The organism is Viridibacillus sp. NPDC093762 (assembly GCF_050279675.1).
Lineage (GTDB): Bacteria > Bacillota > Bacilli > Bacillales_A > Planococcaceae > Viridibacillus.
This window is the reverse complement of sequence record NZ_JBNNUK010000001.1, coordinates 156491-173358: the sequence shown is the minus strand read 5'-3', so window position 1 is coordinate 173358 and position 16868 is coordinate 156491. Positions and strand designations below refer to the sequence as shown.

Annotated in this window: 14 protein-coding genes and 1 riboswitch; of the genes, 2 read left to right on the top strand and 12 right to left on the bottom strand. The window is 35.7% G+C overall.

The genetic code is table 11. The annotated features are described in order from the left end of the window. Positions 1-110: 110 nt before the first annotated feature. From ACQKM9_RS00770 to ACQKM9_RS00730, 9 genes are all read right to left on the bottom strand, one after another. Complete coding sequence (locus ACQKM9_RS00770) at positions 111-899, bottom strand: TatD family hydrolase (protein ID WP_427732781.1); 789 nt, start codon at positions 897-899, stop codon at positions 111-113. 5 nt (positions 900-904) lie between these two features. Next, complete coding sequence (locus tag ACQKM9_RS00765; protein WP_427731767.1) at positions 905-1651, bottom strand: ABC transporter ATP-binding protein; 747 nt, start codon at positions 1649-1651, stop codon at positions 905-907. A gap of 5 nt (positions 1652-1656) precedes the next feature. After that, positions 1657-2409: an ABC transporter permease gene (locus ACQKM9_RS00760; protein WP_427731766.1), complete on the bottom strand. Its 753-nt coding sequence runs from the start codon at positions 2407-2409 to the stop codon at positions 1657-1659. After that, a complete protein-coding gene (locus tag ACQKM9_RS00755; protein ID WP_427731764.1) occupies positions 2406-2699 on the bottom strand; it encodes a thiamine-binding protein in 294 nt (97 codons plus the stop codon). Before ACQKM9_RS00755 ends, ACQKM9_RS00760 begins: the two co-directional genes overlap by 4 nt. A 13-nt stretch (positions 2700-2712) precedes the next feature. Then, positions 2713-3705, bottom strand: coding sequence for an ABC transporter substrate-binding protein (locus ACQKM9_RS00750; RefSeq protein ID WP_427731762.1), 993 nt, complete (start codon positions 3703-3705; stop codon positions 2713-2715). A gap of 104 nt (positions 3706-3809) precedes the next feature. Beyond that, a riboswitch (TPP riboswitch) is annotated at positions 3810-3919 on the bottom strand. 26 nt (positions 3920-3945) lie between these two features. Next, the gene (locus ACQKM9_RS00745) at positions 3946-4146 is read right to left on the bottom strand and encodes a hypothetical protein (RefSeq protein ID WP_427731760.1); all 201 of its coding nucleotides are present in this window, start codon (positions 4144-4146) and stop codon (positions 3946-3948) included. A 79-nt stretch (positions 4147-4225) separates the two neighbouring features. Further along, entirely contained in the window at positions 4226-5689 is a 1464-nt protein-coding gene (locus ACQKM9_RS00740; protein ID WP_427731757.1) for a hypothetical protein, read from the bottom strand. A gap of 182 nt (positions 5690-5871) precedes the next feature. After that, on the bottom strand, positions 5872-6201 hold the full coding sequence (locus ACQKM9_RS00735) for a hypothetical protein (protein ID WP_427731755.1): 330 nt from the start codon (positions 6199-6201) through the stop codon (positions 5872-5874). Between the two features lie 119 nt (positions 6202-6320). Continuing rightward, a complete protein-coding gene (locus ACQKM9_RS00730; protein ID WP_427731753.1) occupies positions 6321-10709 on the bottom strand; it encodes a S8 family serine peptidase in 4389 nt (1462 codons plus the stop codon). A 1660-nt stretch (positions 10710-12369) separates the two neighbouring features. Here ACQKM9_RS00730 and ACQKM9_RS00725 point away from each other — a divergent pair. Next, positions 12370-12504 (top strand): sporulation histidine kinase inhibitor Sda, encoded by a 135-nt coding sequence (locus ACQKM9_RS00725; RefSeq protein ID WP_427731751.1) that lies wholly within the window; start codon positions 12370-12372, stop codon positions 12502-12504. 493 nt (positions 12505-12997) lie between these two features. Here the strand turns inward: ACQKM9_RS00725 and ACQKM9_RS00720 are convergent, their stop codons facing one another. Continuing rightward, complete coding sequence (locus ACQKM9_RS00720) at positions 12998-13789, bottom strand: proline racemase family protein (RefSeq protein ID WP_427731749.1); 792 nt, start codon at positions 13787-13789, stop codon at positions 12998-13000. Beyond that, a complete protein-coding gene (locus ACQKM9_RS00715) occupies positions 13786-14010 on the bottom strand; it encodes a proline racemase family protein (protein ID WP_427731748.1) in 225 nt (74 codons plus the stop codon). Before ACQKM9_RS00715 ends, ACQKM9_RS00720 begins: the two co-directional genes overlap by 4 nt. A 482-nt stretch (positions 14011-14492) precedes the next feature. Here ACQKM9_RS00715 and ACQKM9_RS00710 point away from each other — a divergent pair, with 482 nt between their 5' ends. Beyond that, positions 14493-15464: a proline dehydrogenase family protein gene (locus ACQKM9_RS00710; RefSeq protein WP_427731746.1), complete on the top strand. Its 972-nt coding sequence runs from the start codon at positions 14493-14495 to the stop codon at positions 15462-15464. Positions 15465-15495: 31 nt separating this feature from the next. Here ACQKM9_RS00710 and ACQKM9_RS00705 read toward each other — a convergent pair whose 3' ends face one another. After that, positions 15496-16818: a helix-turn-helix domain-containing protein gene (locus tag ACQKM9_RS00705; RefSeq protein WP_427731743.1), complete on the bottom strand. Its 1323-nt coding sequence runs from the start codon at positions 16816-16818 to the stop codon at positions 15496-15498. Positions 16819-16868: the final 50 nt, after the last annotated feature.

Sequence of the window (16868 nt, the reverse complement as noted above, 5' to 3'; positions counted from 1 at the left end):
TTTAAAAATCTCTGGCTTTTTTTGTGGAATTTGTTGCTGATTTTCATATTAATCTCAATATCAAAAAATCCCCTTTGCCTAAAGACAAAGAGGATACCATCTATATTATGTCAAACTTTTAGAGATGGACTTGAATACTTCAACCGATAAAATTTTTGTGTATTTTCATATAGCTTAGTAGAAACTTCTTCATATGACAGCTGTTTAATCGAAGCAATTTTCTCAATAGATGCTCTGATCATGATTGGATGTGTCATCTTACCAGAGAAAGTCCCTTTAAACGGCCATGGCCCATCTGTTTCTACCATCATTTGCTCTAATGGATATTGCTTTACGAGCTGCTGAATTTCTTTTTCATACAATACATCAGGAGTTATGGAGATGAAATATCCATTTGCAATCATCCGTTTAACTACTTGTATATCTCCTTTAAACCAATGAAAATGTGCAGCAGCTACATTATATTTTTCTAATAAATCACAAACTATGTGCGCATCTTCATAAACAGCATGCAAAATTATAGGCTTATCCACTTCAGCTGCAAGTGCGATGAACTTTTCAAGTAAATCGATATAGGGGTGATATTGGAGCTCTTTTTCTTGCTTTAAATAATAAGGGAGCCCCACTTCACCAATTGCAACCATCTCACTCTGATGCGCTCTTATCCATTCAAACAATTGAGCTTGCTCACTTTCCTCTAAGATTTCCTGTTCTGGATGAAAGCCAAATGCAGGTAGGATGCGCTTATCATTTTGAGCTAATTTTAAATTGACCTTACTTGATGCTAAGTGAGTAGATACTGCGATTAGATGTGTCACATTAAATTGAGCCATTTCTTTTAAAATCATCTTTTGTTGCTCTTCATTGTATTGATTAAAGTGGATATGAGCATCTATCATCAACTTCACTCACCTACCCCAATTTCATCCTTCAACAGATTAAACAGTTTTTGTTTGAGCTGAAAGAATTCATTTGTATTTAAGAGACTTTCCTCTCTCGGTCTTGCAAAGGGTACTTTTATCTCTTCTTTTATAGTAGCTGGGCGCTTCGTTAGTATATAAATTCGATCTGCTAAAAAGATTGCTTCTTCAATACTATGAGTGACAAATAGTATTGATTTTCGATTTTCTTCCCAAACAGATAAAAGCCATTTTTGCATTTCAATTCTTGTAAATTCGTCTAACGCTGAAAATGGCTCATCTAGGCATAATATATTTTGGTTACTGAGTAACGCTCTTATAAAGGCTACGCGTTGCTTCATACCACCTGATAATTCAATTGGGTAGGATTTTTTAAAATCTCGTAATCCTACTTTTTCTAGCCATTCACTAGCTTCTTCATAATTTGGTTTACCTGATAATTCTTGCATAAGTACTACATTTTCAATGACGGTTCTCCATGGGAAAAGTGACGGTTGCTGAGGCATATAGCCGATTAAGCCTTTTTGTCCATGAATGGTTTTGTCATTCAAAGAAATAGTTCCTTCATCTGGTGTAGCCATTCCACCTATTAGATTAAAAATTGTACTCTTGCCACTCCCTGAAGGTCCGAGTAATGCAACAAATTCTCCTTCTTCTACATGTATAGAAATGTCATGTAGAACCTGTGTTGTACCAAAAGACTTTTCGATATGATCCATTTTAAGTAACATTGTACTCACCTCTCCAGTTTGCCTTTAATTACTATTCTTTCAACCACACGTAACAAGCTAAATACGATGACACTTAATAGCATGATGGTGAAGATAGCAACAAACACACGATCTGTACGGAACGAGGACTGAGATAAAGTCATGTATACGCCAATCCCTTTTTTCGCACCTAACCATTCAGAAATAACTGCCCCCATGACACTATAAGTCGCAGAGATTTTCAATCCCGAAAACAAGGACGGAAGTGAATGTGGCAATTCGAGTTTCCAAAATAACTGGCTTTTTGATGCCCCCGCCATTTCCATATAGTATTTGAGCTCTGGCGCGGTATTTTTAAAGCCATCTAATGCTGCTACAACAATTGGGAAAAAGCAGACTAAACTTATAATGATCAGTTTGGGAAATAAGCCAAAACCGAACCAAATAATTAGAAGAGGTGCTAAAACAATGATTGGAATATTTTGCGATAGAATAAGTAACGGATAAACAAGTTTCTGCACTTTCGGCATCATATGTAGGGAGACCGCTATGATAAATCCTACGAGGCTTCCAATTGTAAGTCCTAATACTGCCAACTGAGTTGTTGATAAAATATCGGTTGAAAAAGTAGGAATCGCTTTGATTGCCTCTGAAAATATGGCTGTAGGAGCCGGTAACAACCAACCCGGAACTTCTTTTAAGCGAACAATCAATTCCCAACAACATAAAATGAAAAGGAGCAGAAAAATCGCTCCTCCTTTTTCACGTATCCATTTCATTTTCTGTATTTCTCCGTTAATGTACCAAGTGTGATACCTGTTGGTTGATAAAGCATCTTCACTTGAGTAATGACGTTTACACTACCTAGTTCAATCATCTTTTCATTCATTTTTTTGATAATTTCTAGTAGTTCAGAAAGTTCACCTTCCATTGTTGTTTCAAGTGGATGCACTTCATAGTTCACACCAGCATCGTCGATAATTTTGATAGCTGCATCTACAAAAGGTATAACATCCTCGTAAGTTTTTGTTTTTGGAATAATTTGTACACTGATTAATGAATTTGCCATTTCTTTCTCCTCCTTATTGTGGTAAAAATTCGTTTGTGAACGCATTTTCAGGATTGAATTTACCCTCTAATATGTTATTTTCACTCATCCAATTTGCATAGTTTTTCCAAACTTCAAGCTTCTGCTCTCCCCATTGTTTTGCATCATCTTGATATTTGTCAGCTAGCCATTGTTGGCTTTTCTTAACTAACTCTGCATCTAATTCTGGGGCAGCTTTTAGTAAGATATCTGCAGCCGCTTCTGGGTCTTTTATAGCAAATTCATATCCTTGTGAAGTCGCTTTAGTAAATGCTTTCACTGTTTCGGGATTTCTTTGGATCATTTTTTCATTTGTTGTAAGAACTGGAGTATAGTAATCTAGCTTGTCGCTATAGTCTGTTAAATAAAGCATATTTATCTTTTCTCCTCGCAGTTCTGCTTCGACACCTGTCCATGCATAGTAAATCCATGCAAAATCTACATCTTTTTTGACCATTGTAAAGAAGTCTGCATCTCCTGCATTGATAATGTCTAGCTTCTTACTATCTGCGTTTTCAATTTTCATAAGAGAATCAAGCACAGCTTTTTCGATTGGTGAACCCCATCCTCCATATGTTTTACCTTCGAAATCTTTTGGTGATTTAATATTTTTGTCTAATGGGGATGCAAAGCCCGATGTATTGTGTTGAATAATAGCTGCAATTGACACGAGTGGGACTCCTTGAACTCTTGCTTGCGTAATTGATTCTTGCGCTGTGATACCAAATTCGGCTTTTCCTGAAGCTACTAGTTGATCTGCTCCAGTTTCACCTGGTTGAATGATCTCTACATCCAAGCCTTGCTCTTTAAAAAAACCTTGTTCTTTTGCTACATACAAACCAGTATGATTTGTATTTGGCGTCCAATCTAAAACGACGGTTACTTTTTTTAATGCGTTTTTCGAGTCATTATCATTTCCTTTTGACTCATTTGATTGGCAACCAACTAAAGCGAATAATGCTACAAGCAGCAGCATACATTTTTTCATTTCCCTTGCCTCCATCTATATTATTTTGACAAGTTCCATGCAAAAAGAAAAACGCCCGGAACTATTCCGGACGTTAACATACACTCTAAAATTCAATGATACTCGAGATTTTAGCTGATGTTCCCTCCGCTGGTGTTAACCAGATCAGGTTCTAAGGGTCAGCATCTATCGGATACATTCTCAGCTGGCAACACCAGCCCCCCCACATTCTTGCACATATGAACTTTCACACCTATTATATCAAAAAAACAAAAGATTCCAATATTTATTTGGATATGATTGTTTTGGATTGTTGTTGTAAGATTTTGGAATGCGGTGTTTTTGTGTTTGTTGAGGTAACTCGAGTGTTTGTTGCGCTAACTTCGGTGTTTGTTGCGCTAACTTGAGTGTTTGTTGCGCTAACTTCGGTGTTTGTTGCGCTAACTTGAGTGTTTGTTGCACTAACTCGAGTGTTTGTTATTTAGCAGAATATTCACGTCTTAAGCACCCTCTAATTGCTAACTGCTAATATAAAAACAGATTATTTCGCTAGTAAATCTTCACCGAAAATCGATACAGTTTGGCGGTCTGGAACGAATTCATGTCCATTCCATTTCAATATTGTTTCTACATAACCCAACCCATCTGCATGGTATCTACCCGCGATTTTTTGGTATGCCAAAAATTCGTAGTTGCCATCACGCGCGTAATCTATAGGATAGAGTCCGCTAATTGGATCCACCCACCCTTGAATTGGCGCTTTAAGTGTGCCGTCTATATTATAAATTTCAGACAAATAATCTTTCCCTTTATAAGTTAGATCTAAGATATACTTTTTCGCTGGGTAGGAGCTAGTAACACTAACTTTGTAATTATCCAAATAATTAACTTCATATTTTGAAAGTTCATTATAGGCATCCGAGTCAAATACTTGGCGCATTTCCCCATTCACATATGCAAATATATATGCGAATATGATGCCACCACTTCCCCCTGAGTCTATGACAACTAAAATGTCTTCTACATCATTTCCTGTATAATCCCCGAGCGATATAGTGGGATTATAACCTGCATTTTCTTTTAACGGTATTTGTTCATAAAAATTCGTTTTTTCATTAAAAACAACTAAGGTAATATTTTTTAAATATGGACTTCCTTCAGTTCTCTCAGCAGTTAGAAGAATTGTGTCAATTAAGCCATCTCCCGTAACATCGCCTCTTTTTTTATCGATGACGATTTGGGCGATTACTTGGTGTTGCTTCAACTTATTTAAGATTTGCCTTCTCTTTTCTAGTAGGGTTTCTTTAGATGGGTATGGTGAATTAAATGACAACGTTTTATCAATTGAAATAAGTGCCTGTTCTAAATCTCCCGCCTTCATCTGAGCATCCGATAAATAGGACCAATAAAAAGGATAATCATTATTTTTCAATAGATTCTTATAGTACGCTTCTACTTTTTTGAAATAATATGGGTACACATCCTTTGCTTTGACAAGTCTCATACCATTAAAACGATAGACGGCTATTTTATAGGCATCACCCGTATCGTGAACCCAAATAGCTAGCTCATATTTTCCGTCTGAATTTTGGGTACTCGGCATATCTTCAACTTGCAACTTACTATAGACCATATTATTCGTTGGTATATGAATAAAACCTTTGTTTGTCCATTGCAGTAGGTCTAACTTCGACCATATACTGCCTATTTGCCAACCTACAATTAATGTATTTATATTTTTGTTAACTAATGGCACAGCCACTAAATTCGTTATTCCATATCCGCTTCCTTTAATGTCTGCTATTGGAACCCATTCATTATGGTTTTTTTTTAATATCTTTATATAATTTTGACCTTGATAGTTGTACGCTCCGATCATCTCTTCAATATGATCTCCATCTATATCTGCTAGCAGTATTGCTGGCCTTTTTTCCGGTTGTTGTACTTGTAAAATAGTTGCCGTAGAAGGTAAAAATCTCATCATTGTATCTGCATATTCTTTCAATATCCCCCCACCTTTCAATCAATTATATGCGTGCTCCTGTTAGATAATTTGCATCCCCATTGCACTTCTAAAGTGTTTTACCTCTGAGACATAATAATATCCCCTGACTCAATCGAATCAGGGGATGCTTGATAGTCGTATTAAATATATGTGAAATCTATGTGTGACTATACTCGTTCTAATTAATTACCAACGGTGCCCATGGTGCCATGGATTCCATTGATTCCATGGATTCCATGGATTCCATTGATTCCATTGATTCCAAGGATTCCACGGTTGCCATTGATTCCATTGATTCCATTGCTGACCTGGGAACCAGTTTTGACCGTGGCGCCAGTCGTTACCTTGATTCCACTGCTGTCCCCGCCAGAAATTAGAACTTTCGCGTTGCCACTGTCCTCCATGAAAAGGTTGAACCATTCAATTTCACTCCTTTTTCTATTCATTCTTTGTAGGATATGTATGAGAGTGTAAAATGGTCCAAAATAGTGATTAAAAAAAGTGTTTTTCATTACTTTTCCCTTCTTTTTATGTTCCTCTAGCATGCCATTGCTAAAGCAAATGCATTTTTCGTTTAGACGTTAGAAACCCCCTTCTCAAAAGAGATAGGGGGTTCATTACTCAAAAGCGTTTATTTCTCCACATTGATATATAGCTTACCTTTCGCTTCTTGACGCGTTTCGTTTTTGAAATTATCAACAGCTTTTACTTCAATTACTGCTCCTTTAGCCACTGTTCCTGATGGTACTGTCCAATAGCCTACGTAATGACCGTCTGCTTGTTCTGACATAGGTAGCTCAGTCGCATTTTGAACTTGTCCATTAACGTTTGTTAGAGGCATGTGGATGACGAAAGTAGCTTTCAATCCAACTGCACTATCAAATTCAATTTTAACACTTTTGCCTGTTTCCAGATTAAGGTCTTCTACTGGTGTTAAGTTTTCAATGACAGGCGCATCATAATTTGCTGTGATGCTAATTTTCTTTGTTACTTTGTTGTTTGCTTTATCGCTAGCTACTACTTTGATTTCATTCACACCGTTGTCGAGAAGAATACGTTTTGAATATTTTCCGTTGACTACTGGTGCGTCTGTTCCATTTACACGTACCCAATCTAGGTTCGCATCTTCAACAGTACCTTCAACTGTCACTGACTCACGATTTGTTTTATCCCCGTCAAGCGGACTTTCGATTTTCAGTTCCGGTTTCATCGTATCTAATACAACATTGACAGCTTCAGATTCCCCTATTACTCGATTATCAAGAGTTGCTACTGCTACGAATTCATTTGAACCCTCTGATAATTTAGCATCGATTGAGAATTTACCATCTGCTCCAACCACGGCAGATCCAACTTCTTGATCATTTTGTTTTAATTTAATCGTTGTTGTTGGTGAAGCTGTTCCTTCGATTTTTGTTGATGCTTGATTTGTTACAGATTTTGATGCTGGTGAAGTGATTACTGGACCCTGTACTTCATAACTTACACGGGCACGAATCATGTAGTTTCCTTCTTCAGCAGGTGAAGGTGACCAAGCATCGGAAACACCTTGGTAGCTTCTTCCCGCATTTTCTCCACTTTCATCTGTTGCAAGGCCTGGCGTGTTCGGATTAGCAAACGTTTGACGATATACCATATAAAAGTCGCCTTTGACAATAATATTATGTTCGCTTAAATCTACAACTGTCCACTCACCATTACGGAGAGCTGTAGCATCAAACGGACCTGCAAGTTTCTTACCAGGCGATCCATCAGCTCCAGTTGCATCCCACACTTCAACTGCGAATGCAGTACCACCTGGAACTGGCCATTCAGTGTCCCAGAATCGGAATACGCCATCAGTTACAATGCCGCTTTCCTTTCCTTCAGGAAGAGACATTTTCACTGCCCAAGCGTTTCCAGCTGCATTAAATGCACGTGCATTTTCTGGAGTACCATCATCATACCCAATTTCGCCACCTGGGTAAGTGTAGAATGGTTTTAACTCAATATCTTTTGTTGTAGCTTGTTGGCCGATTTTAATAGTTGTTTCTTGGCTATAGTAGCCACGAGCAATTACTTTTAATGTGTAGTCGCCTTCATATGCAGTCACTGAATAGTTACCTTCTGCATCTGTAGTAACAGGCGTAATATTCGCATCTTCAACTAGTAAGATAGTTGCTCCTGCTACGCCTTCGCCTGTTGATTTGTCAGTGATTTTACCACTCACTGTATTTTGCGCAACTTCATTCAATGTGAAGTTTGCAGTTGCCATGCCGTCTGCTTCAATCGAAACAGATTGCTGTCTAGATGTAAACCCGTAAGCTTCTGCTTTCGCAGTGAATGTTCCGGCACCATGTGTTAGTGAATATGAACCATCAGCAGGGTTTGAATACACTGAACGGCCAGATTCAAGAATACTTACTTGAGCACCTAGTGGTAAAAGTGTTGGATTCACAACAGCTTCTTCTATTGGTGTTTTTTCTTTTGTAGGCATTACAGGTCGAATAGTCTTCGGATCAATTGGCTCTTTCTTAGCATTTTTATCTGGATCCTTTCCTACATTACCTTTGTTGCTGCTGTTTTTATCATTAGCATTATTAGATTTATTGCCATCCACACCTTTATTTTTATTCTTGTCTTTAGACACTTTACCTGTTTGTGAGACATCCACTAATCCGATATCATCAATATACCAACCTTCTTTATTAACACTTCCGTCAGAGAATGCATTAAAACCAATATAGATGCGTTGACCTGCATAAGCTGTTAAATCAACTTCTGCATTTTTCCAACCGTTTGAAGCACCTTGAACCTTCATTACTTGTGTCCACTCTTCTCTATCTGTTGAGACAAAGACATGTCCGTAATCCCAAGCTCTTCCCGATGTAGACTCCTCGAAGTTATGCCATTGTTTGAACTGTAAATAAGAGTGGCCTTGTGGTAAATCAACTGGAGGCATCACGAGTGTTGCGTTCATTTGGCTGTCATAGTTACCAGCTAAATTTGTAGCATACACATTGTCACCAGATGCCGCTTTTCCGGGACCAGAAGTTGGTTTTCCCCACTCCCAGCTGTTTTTATTGCCAAAAGAAGTCCAGCCAGTAGGTTGTTTTTCCAGGTTTTCAAAGTATCCTACTGTGATGCCAGGTTTTACTTGCACTACATATTCTTCACTATTCACTTCGTTATTGCCAAAGTCATTGACTGTCCATTTGTACTTGAATGAATCTACTTTAATCGCTTCACCTGGAATCGTCACACCGAACTCTCCTGATTTATAATCGCCTGATTTATGAGTTGCGGTAATTGCTTTCCAAGCCCCATTAGCGTCTTTGTAATTTAAGATAACAGATGAAACACTAATGTTATCTGTTACTGAAGCTGTCAAATCTAAATCCATCCCCGCAAATACTTCTACAGGACTTTTATGTTTTAGTACTGGCGCTTCATTGTCGTCACCTTGTTTTGTCACTTGACCTTTTAACGAACCTAAGCCAGTAATGATTGAAGAAACAGCTGCCTGAGCATCTACTAATCCATAACCATAGCCATGATTTGGTGTTTGTGGATATTCAGAGTCAGTTAATGAAAGTGCTGTATCAAGTAGAATTTGTTCCATTTCATCAACTGTTAAGTTCGCATTTACTTGACGAAGAAGAGCTAACACTCCTGATACTGCTGGTCCAGCCATCGATGTTCCATTCCAGCCACCTTCATAGCCACTACCTGGAACAGTTGATCGGATGTTCACACCAGGGGCTGAAATGTCTGGCTTGATTTGATCATATGGCGATGGTCCACGAAGTGAGAAACTTCCTACTTTGTTATTAATATCTGTTGCCCCAGTTGCAAATGCCTCTGGGTAATTCGCTGGTGCAGCAACAGAACCTGGTCCACCTGGATTCGTTCTCGTTGTGTTACCTGCCGAGAATTCAGGGAAAATTTCTGCCGCACGCCAATTGAGTACTACGTCTCGGTACCATTCATCAAGACCTGGACCTCCACCCCAAGAGTTATTTACAATATCAGGAGCCATATCCACACGTGCATTTCCATTGGCATCAGTTGGCGCTAAAATCCATTGTGCAGCTGCCAATAGATCCGCATCTGAACCACCTTCTGATGTAAATGCTTTGACAGCAATATATTTCGCACCAGGTGCAACCCCAACTTGGTTAGACCCGTTTGGTTCACTACCAACCATTGTTCCTGTCACGTGCGTACCATGTCCAAGATCATCATATGGTGTAGTACGTCCAACAGTTGCATCAAACCAGTTGAAGTCATGTGAAACTTGTCCAGTAGATGCATTGAAACCACGATACTTTTGCTTTAGGGCTGGATGATCCCATTGCACACCCGTATCAATACTTGCTACCACTGTTCCTGTTCCATCAATTCCCTTTGCCCAAACTTGAGGTGCTTTTACACGCTCTACATTCCACTCTACATTTGTAGTTTTTGATTTAGGTGCAGGTGTCTCTTTTGTCTTTGTCGTAAATAATTGACGTTTTTCATTTGGTAATACTTTTTCTACTTCTGCAAATGTCGCCACTTTTTCAGCAACCTCTTTTGTTGCAGTAACTGCCATCCCATTGACGATGTAATAAGATGTGATATCTTTTGCATTTCCTTTTTTCTCTTCTTGTTCAAGGAATTCTTTGACTGTTTCTTGTGATTCAAGTGAAGTTGCCTTCAAATCAGATACAACTGCAGATCGTTGAGCGAGCTTAGCTTGATGGCCTGTCATTTTGTCTGCTTTTGCATTTTTCTTCGCTTCAGTAGCTACCTTATTTGCAGCAGATTTTTCCTTAAATTTGATAAGGAATGTTACCTTTTCATCATCTTTAAAATTATTGAGTAATCGATCGCTTAGCTTGTCTTTCACGAGAGTTGTGTTAGAACTTGAATCTCTGAAAGATTGATGCAGCTTATCAGTCGTTTTCGCACTAGCCACATTTGGAGCGACTAAAGAAAATGCCATGAGTACAGATGCAGCGATGCTAAATGCTTTGACAGAACTACTAGTTTTCCTCATCTTCATTCCCCCTCTAATTTTATAAAGATATTTGTGCTTTGCTAGAAGCCTATAGCCTTTTAAGTCACCCTCAAAAAACCAAAGAAAAACACCTTTGCCTCCTTTCCCAAACAGACATTTAGGTAAACAGAATCAATGGTGCCAAATATCAATCTCTAGTTGTAACTACAACTATATAAGATTACAATTCAAATTTTTGTCAGATTTTATCGATTTTTTTCTCCATTTTTACAAATAATAGTAATTTACTATTAGATTGCAGGTCTTAAGTCTCTAAAAGTTCCTCTTGATGTATTGGAGCTATTCAAAAAAAATACGTAGGAAAGTTGATATAACAATATTTATAAGGATTAATTGTATTTTTGTTAAATTTATTAGATTTTCAATTTTATTGTAAAATGCCTAAATACACCTACAAAATTAAAAAGAGGGTAATTTGGCTATTAACTTTCAAAATATATGAATAGTACTAAATGATTATTCACATTTTTAAATTCAACCTCTTTCCAGCGTATATATATTTTATATAGACACTTGAAGATAAAGAGTTTTCATGTGTTTTTCATGCTAGTCTCCAAGGTCTTTATTTGTTTATTTTCATATTTAATAAAATTTGAAATATCAAATTAAGCATTGCATTTTCAAAGGACTAATATCCTAACCTCTATAAAATGAAAGATACCCTCTAAAACAAGCAATCCTCTTTTGCTATCTAGGAATGCTAAAAAAAGATATAATAACTCATTCAAAATTTATGTACAGATAAATTTCATATGAGGTAAGAGTCCGATAATTCTTTGATGAATAAACTCTACATCTGCAAAGACTCTTTATTTATTAAATGGATCATTTATTAATGATTTTCATGATTTTTTCAAAAAAAGAATGAGCATAATGCAATAAAAAATCCCCTAATTTTTAGATTAGGAGATTGTTTTAATACTAATTTCTTCACAATTACTTTAAATTTAGATTAAGCATGTCTATTGCTCTGTAATTTTATTCAAGTAAACATTCTTCAATAGATTTGATACTGGTAAGATTAACCTTTTCAACATTTTAAAAAATAAAAGTAAAATCGACAGAATTTTACGAAAATTAATGTTTTTTATATTGTTTGAACCTTAATAGGAAGGGAAAGTGTAGGTTTATTGCCTAAAAACAATGATTGTTGAGGAAAACGTAAAAACCATTATGCTAAAACATTATATTTTTGTAATATTATGACAATTAATTATGATGAACATCTAAATTAATTATTAGCAGAATATTCACGTCTTATTATTAGTAAATTCTAGCTCTCATGCTGATTTGAGAAAGTTTAATATCTCTATTTTAATGATTAAAAATTCCATTTAAGTTGTCAATTCAACTCGAAATACCATCGAAAAGCTGACAATTCAGAAAAATGTTTCGACAAATTTTAGTGGTCTAGACAACTGTGGATAACTTTATGCACACTACACACACTGGCACTTCTATATTCTCCCAACATATCCATAAGTTAATCACAAATTATCCACCAAAACCTGTGGATAAAGGGGTGGTTGTTTTGAACAAAGCAATTTGCTACATTATTTATAGCAAAGTTAACTATCAATATATTCCATCTTATTTTGATTTAGAACTCAACTCACAAAATATGGAGGTGAACTAATTCGTGAGTAAATTATCAGACGATTTACTGATTAAAGCTTATGTTACGGCAACTACTAGCATGTTAAATCCAGATTTTATTAACCTATTAAAAGTTGAAATTATGCGTCGCTCCCTAATTAAAAAAGTCCCGTGTTAAACTGATTCAGCATTTATATAAAATGCTGCATTAGCTTTTCTTGTTCTTGATAGTCATCTCAATATAAGTAGCTATTTATTTCTTCGTTTGAACACCAAATTAAATTAGAGATCTTTTTGATGATTGTCATGTATTCCATCTTGTAGATGTGTATAGAGCGTTATATTAGCCTGTTTCCCATTATTGATAGTTTATCTGCTAATTATTCGGAAACTCATTACAGAAGGTACTGTTTCCTCTATTAATGGTATAAACAAAATGTTGTTCATTAAAGATACCATTTTCGATTAATATACTTCATAAAACGTGAAAGCACGATGAATCTATTAACTTGAATAACATATTTAGAAAATAATAGATTCGCTTATATATAGTCTTGAATGCGTGATGTTATACAATCACACCTTTACTAATACTGGTTTATGCACGTCAGAATTGTTTTAATAACAGCTTCTGACGTGCTTACTATTTAGAATAATATTATTCTTTCATTCTAGTCCTTCGCTAATCCATCCTCGAAATCAGCTGAGTCTGCTATTTTTTCCTTTCTAAAGAAGTAACCAATATTTGCACCAATGATTCCTGTAATAATCCAACCTGCTCCACTTGTAAACAATGGCATAAAATTAAATGTATTATTCAGAGTCTCTACACCTAGATTTGCTTCTTTTAGTACATCTATAACTGCTATAAAACCTACTCCGATGATTGTTCCTACATTTACAGATTTTGCACCTTTAAAGAACGAATCCGTGAAGATAAGGATAATCAATGCAATTGCGATTGGATATAGTAACATTAAATAGGTGATGCCATTATTAAAATCTTCTTTAACCCAAAGTTTGTAATGATCCTCTGATACTTTACTTGATATTTCAATTAGGTCAACGGTATTAATACCAGGAATAGTAGGATGTTGAATTACGATATTTCCATTGATAAAATCTCTTGCCTCTGTTGCAATCCCTAAAATTTGTTGTTTATTAATCAAGTCTATTTCTAATTGGAATTCAACTGCATTTATTATTCCAAAAAAACTTCCACCAAATGCTATGTCCACTGAAACTTTACCAATACTTTTTAAATCTATTTCAATTTCTTTATGTAACAAAAATGCTGGTACATTTGTAAATTCAACATTTTCGACACTATCGCCTATATAAGTAGCTCTACACTCAATAATCCCAGAAGGAGAAACAATATAAATAAACTCTTTTTTCGGTATAATTCCTTTGCTCAGATACATCGTAACTGTACCTATTGTGCCATGACCACATATGTTCAAATATGAACCGCCACCCCCATAAATATTATACTAATATCGTATTTTGGATTCATAGGCTCTGTAGTGAACGAACCGAACATGTTTTTATGACCTCTCGGTTCGTTCATCAATAATTTTCTTAAATGATCATAGTTATCTTTCACATACTCCTTTTTTTCCATCATCGTTTCCCCAACGATTTCTGGAAAACCATTGACAACAATTCGCGTTGCTTCCCCCATAATAATCCCCTTGAAAAACAATTTCACAAAAAATCAAATTCATAAGTTAGTTAATTACGATCTTATTTATCTTAGCCAGCGTATTACTTATTACTCCTCATCGTCATATAAAACTTGAATTTCGGTTTTAATTTTTAATGATAATTAGTTTGAAATTTTGACTCTAACACTTTATCAAAACTTCAACATAGTAACAGTTTTACAACCAAAAAAATGATGTGACGGCTTTCAGATTTAAAAAACTAACTCGTTCTAAAAATATTTACTATTTAGTTAGTTTTGAAAAGTCTTTTTTTAAATAAAATTCTAAATAAGTCTAAAATTATCTATCTAGAACGGTTATTTTCTAACTGTTTTAAATATGAAATTTCACTTAAATTATTTTCTTCACAAAATTTCTTTTAAAAGAAAACTCTTGCAATTTGAAATTTTATGATATAATCGCTTGGAATTTAGTTCACAAATGATGGGGAGAGATTTTTATGATATTAAGAGACTTTTTTATGTATTTATCCGAGAATCGCACACTAAATGCAGCTGCTCAAAGATATGGTTTAAAGATGGGGGCACAAAGCGTAGTAGCCGGTACTAATATTCAAGAAACGATTGATAGTATTAAAGAATTAAACAAGCATGGTATTGCATGTACAGTTGATAACTTAGGAGAATTTGTGTTTGAAAAATCTGAAGCTATCGCTGCTAAAAATCAAATTCTAGAATTAATTCAAGCTATTCACGATCATGGGGTAGATGCTCATATCTCTTTAAAACCTTCTCAATTAGGTTTAGATATTGATCGTGACTTCTGTTATGAAAATTTAAAAGAAATTGTTGCCCTAGCAGACAAATTTGATATTTTCGTTAACTTCGACATGGAAGATTATGATCGTTTACATCCTTCTTTCGAGTTGATGGAGCAATTAAATGCTGAGCATCAAAATGTCGGTACAGTTATTCAAGCATACTTCCATGAATCTGATGAAAATATCGAAAAGTATAAAAACTATCGTTTGCGTATCGTAAAAGGTGCTTATAAAGAACCTGCAAATATTGCTTATCAAGATAAAGCTGAAATTGATGCAAAATATATTAAATTGATCGAGTATCACTTACTGAATGGTAAATTCACTTCAATCGCAACACACGATCACCATGTTATTAATCGTGTAAAACAATTTGTTAAAACAAATAATATTTCAAATGACAAATTTGAATTCCAAATGCTATATGGCTTCCGTAAAGACATGCAACTTCAATTAGCAAAAGAGGGCTATAACTTCTGTACTTATGTACCATTTGGTCGTGATTGGTATGGCTATTTCATGCGCCGTTTAGCAGAGCGTCCACAAAACTTATCACTTGTTACTAAACAAGTTTTCAATAAAAAAACAAACACTGCGATTGGCTTAGCTGCATCTGCGTTTATCATTGGTCGTCTATCAAAACGCAAATAAAAAAAAATCCCGCTCAATAGGCGGGATTTTTTTATTTATTCTCTTCTGCATTTTTCATTCGCTTCATGCGATATTGTAAACTTTGCCTTTTCAATCCAAGCTCTTTTGCTGTTTTTGATACATTACCACCAAAGAATTCAAGTGCCTTGATCACATAATAGTCTTCCACTTCACGGATATATTGGTCAAGTGGACGAAGATCCTTGGCCGTTTGGATGATAAACAATTCACTTTGCACACTATTTTCCTGACGATGAATGTCTTGCACCTTCCATCGGAAATAAGCTGGTAACATCTCATAGGTAATACTCTCTTCTGTAGTGATAAGAGATGCTATTTCGTCTAATAACACTTCTAATTCCTTCAAGTTTCCTGGCCAGTCATAAGACAAAAATATTTCTTCGACTTCTAGTGCAAGATCTTTCACAAAGGACCCGTAGTCTTGTCGATGTCTCGACAAGTAATCATTCACAAAGGGCATAATATCTTCTTTCCGTTCTCTGATTGACGGGACACGAATTGTAAGGGATGAGAAGAAAAAGTATAGACTTTTCGATAGCTTACCATTACTGATAAGTTCAATTGGGTCGCCGCCAATACTAGCAATAAAGACGTGATTTTTTGTTTCATGGATTTTCATCAACTCTACGATTCTTTCCTGAGCTGACATCGATAAATATTCTATTCTTTCACCAAAAAACGTAATGTTATAATGCTCGGTTATATATTTTTCTAGCTGCGCAATTACTGTTTCTTCGTCTCTTCTGCAAATGAGTGTTATAAACTGCTCATTTGGCATAGAAAGTGAATGGTGGATTCCTTCAGCAATCATATCCTTACCCGTTCCCGATTCCCCTATGAGCATCACCGAAATACGGCTAGTCGCAGCTACTTTAGCTGTCGAAATTACATTTTTCATCGATGCTGAAACAGCTGTAATTGTTTCAAACGTTAATGGCTGTCCATAACGGCGAAGTGGTTGATACATCATGAATTCTTGTGTAGAAATATCTCTCGCAAATTCTACTGCCCCAAGAATTCTCCCCTCTTTTTCAATTGGCAAAATATTATTGATTGTCGTTATCTCCTGCCCTTTTCGATTCCAAAAAGTTTTTTTATGATTTCGAATCGGTTGACCTTTATGTAACACTTGGAGCAATAAACTCTCTTCAGCTTCAAAATTAATAATTTCCCTTGCAGAGCGTTTTATTACCTCTTGATCTGTGATGCCCTCAAGCTCTTTCATTTTTTTATTATAAATTACTGGCATTCCGTTGGCATCGATTGCACTAATGCCGATATCACTCATTTCTGTAATAAATTCATACACTTGAAGTAGACCGTTTATTTCCAATTTTATATACCCCTTTAAGTTTTTTATAATTTTTAGAATATTTTTATTGT

What these genes read in the sequence shown, in the direction of transcription:
- ACQKM9_RS00770 (WP_427732781.1), bottom strand. Translation starts at nt 899, where the DNA reads ATGATAGATGCTCATATCCACTTTAATCAATACAATGAAGAGCAACAA.
- ACQKM9_RS00765 (WP_427731767.1), bottom strand. Translation starts at nt 1,651, where the DNA reads ATGTTACTTAAAATGGATCATATCGAAAAGTCTTTTGGTACAACACAG.
- ACQKM9_RS00760 (WP_427731766.1), bottom strand. Translation starts at nt 2,409, where the DNA reads ATGAAATGGATACGTGAAAAAGGAGGAGCGATTTTTCTGCTCCTTTTC.
- ACQKM9_RS00755 (WP_427731764.1), bottom strand. Translation starts at nt 2,699, where the DNA reads ATGGCAAATTCATTAATCAGTGTACAAATTATTCCAAAAACAAAAACT.
- ACQKM9_RS00750 (WP_427731762.1), bottom strand. Translation starts at nt 3,705, where the DNA reads ATGAAAAAATGTATGCTGCTGCTTGTAGCATTATTCGCTTTAGTTGGT.
- ACQKM9_RS00735 (WP_427731755.1), bottom strand. Translation starts at nt 6,201, where the DNA reads ATGAAAAACACTTTTTTTAATCACTATTTTGGACCATTTTACACTCTC.
- ACQKM9_RS00730 (WP_427731753.1), bottom strand. Translation starts at nt 10,709, where the DNA reads ATGAGGAAAACTAGTAGTTCTGTCAAAGCATTTAGCATCGCTGCATCT.
- ACQKM9_RS00715 (WP_427731748.1), bottom strand. Translation starts at nt 14,010, where the DNA reads ATGGGGGAAGCAACGCGAATTGTTGTCAATGGTTTTCCAGAAATCGTT.
- ACQKM9_RS00710 (WP_427731746.1), top strand. Translation starts at nt 14,493, where the DNA reads ATGATATTAAGAGACTTTTTTATGTATTTATCCGAGAATCGCACACTA.